This window comes from Peribacillus sp. NPDC076916 (assembly GCF_050269675.1).
Lineage (GTDB): Bacteria > Bacillota > Bacilli > Bacillales > DSM-1321 > Peribacillus > Peribacillus aracenensis.
Genome location: NZ_JBNNIU010000034.1, coordinates 1 through 1,079, shown reverse-complemented (window position 1 = coordinate 1,079; position 1,079 = coordinate 1). Strand labels below are relative to the sequence as shown.

9 tRNA genes and 1 rRNA gene are annotated in these 1,079 nt (G+C 49.7%); all 10 read left to right on the top strand.

The features are described 5' to 3' along the window. Positions 1-94 (top strand): 5S ribosomal RNA (gene rrf, locus ACQKFG_RS28175); the annotation flags it as partial. 10 nt (positions 95-104) lie between these two features. Then, positions 105-180 (top strand) — tRNA-Val (locus tag ACQKFG_RS28170). Positions 181-191: 11 nt separating this feature from the next. After that, positions 192-267 (top strand) — tRNA-Thr (locus ACQKFG_RS28165). 42 nt (positions 268-309) lie between these two features. After that, a tRNA-Lys gene (locus ACQKFG_RS28160) sits at positions 310-385 on the top strand. Between the two features lie 9 nt (positions 386-394). Further along, a tRNA-Leu gene (locus tag ACQKFG_RS28155) sits at positions 395-476 on the top strand. A 5-nt stretch (positions 477-481) separates the two neighbouring features. Then, positions 482-556, top strand: a tRNA-Gly gene (locus ACQKFG_RS28150). A gap of 12 nt (positions 557-568) precedes the next feature. Continuing rightward, positions 569-657: transfer RNA gene (locus ACQKFG_RS28145), tRNA-Leu, on the top strand. 15 nt (positions 658-672) lie between these two features. Continuing rightward, a tRNA-Arg gene (locus ACQKFG_RS28140) sits at positions 673-749 on the top strand. Between the two features lie 9 nt (positions 750-758). Beyond that, positions 759-835: transfer RNA gene (locus ACQKFG_RS28135), tRNA-Pro, on the top strand. Between the two features lie 11 nt (positions 836-846). Next, positions 847-922: transfer RNA gene (locus tag ACQKFG_RS28130), tRNA-Ala, on the top strand. Positions 923-1,079: the final 157 nt, after the last annotated feature.

Here is a 1,079-nt window from a genome sequence, read left to right as displayed (position 1 = left end):
TCACACCCGTTCCCATTCCGAACACGGCAGTTAAGCTCTTCAGCGCCGATGGTAGTTGGGGGTTTCCCCCTGTGAGAGTAGGACGCCGCCAAGCAGTTATATATGGAGGATTAGCTCAGCTGGGAGAGCATCTGCCTTACAAGCAGAGGGTCGGCGGTTCGATCCCGTCATCCTCCACCATTTTTACACTTGCCGGTGTAGCTCAACTGGTAGAGCAACTGACTTGTAATCAGTAGGTTGGGGGTTCAAGTCCTCTTGCCGGCACCATTTTCATACAAGCTTGATATAGCATATATAAATAGTTTATATGAGCCATTAGCTCAGTTGGTAGAGCATCTGACTTTTAATCAGAGGGTCGAAGGTTCGAATCCTTCATGGCTCACCATTTTATTATGCGGGTGTGGCGGAATTGGCAGACGCACCAGACTTAGGATCTGGCGCCGCAAGGCGTGGGGGTTCAAGTCCCTTCACCCGCATGTTCGCGGAAGTAGTTCAGTGGTAGAATACAACCTTGCCAAGGTTGGGGTCGCGGGTTCGAATCCCGTCTTCCGCTCCACTATTTATTTATGCCGGGGTGGCGGAACTGGCAGACGCACAGGACTTAAAATCCTGCGGTAGGTGACTACCGTACCGGTTCGATTCCGGTCCTCGGCACCATCTTCATCTTAATATGCGCCCGTAGCTCAATTGGATAGAGCATCTGACTACGAATCAGAAGGTTGTAGGTTCGACTCCCGCCGGGCGCACCATATTTTTTTCGGGAAGTAGCTCAGCTTGGTAGAGCACTTGGTTTGGGACCAAGGGGTCGCAGGTTCGAATCCTGTCTTCCCGACCATGATTTTTTTTGGGGCCTTAGCTCAGCTGGGAGAGCGCCTGCCTTGCACGCAGGAGGTCAGCGGTTCGATCCCGCTAGGCTCCACCAAAAAAACTTGACAAGCCCATTTGGCTTTGATATGATAAGAAAGTTGATTCTTTAAGAAGAGTCAAATTGCTCTTTGAAAACTGAACAAAACAAAGCGCCAACGTTAAATTTTAAGTGAGCACACACTATCAAAAAAGCAAATGAGCAAGTCAAACAT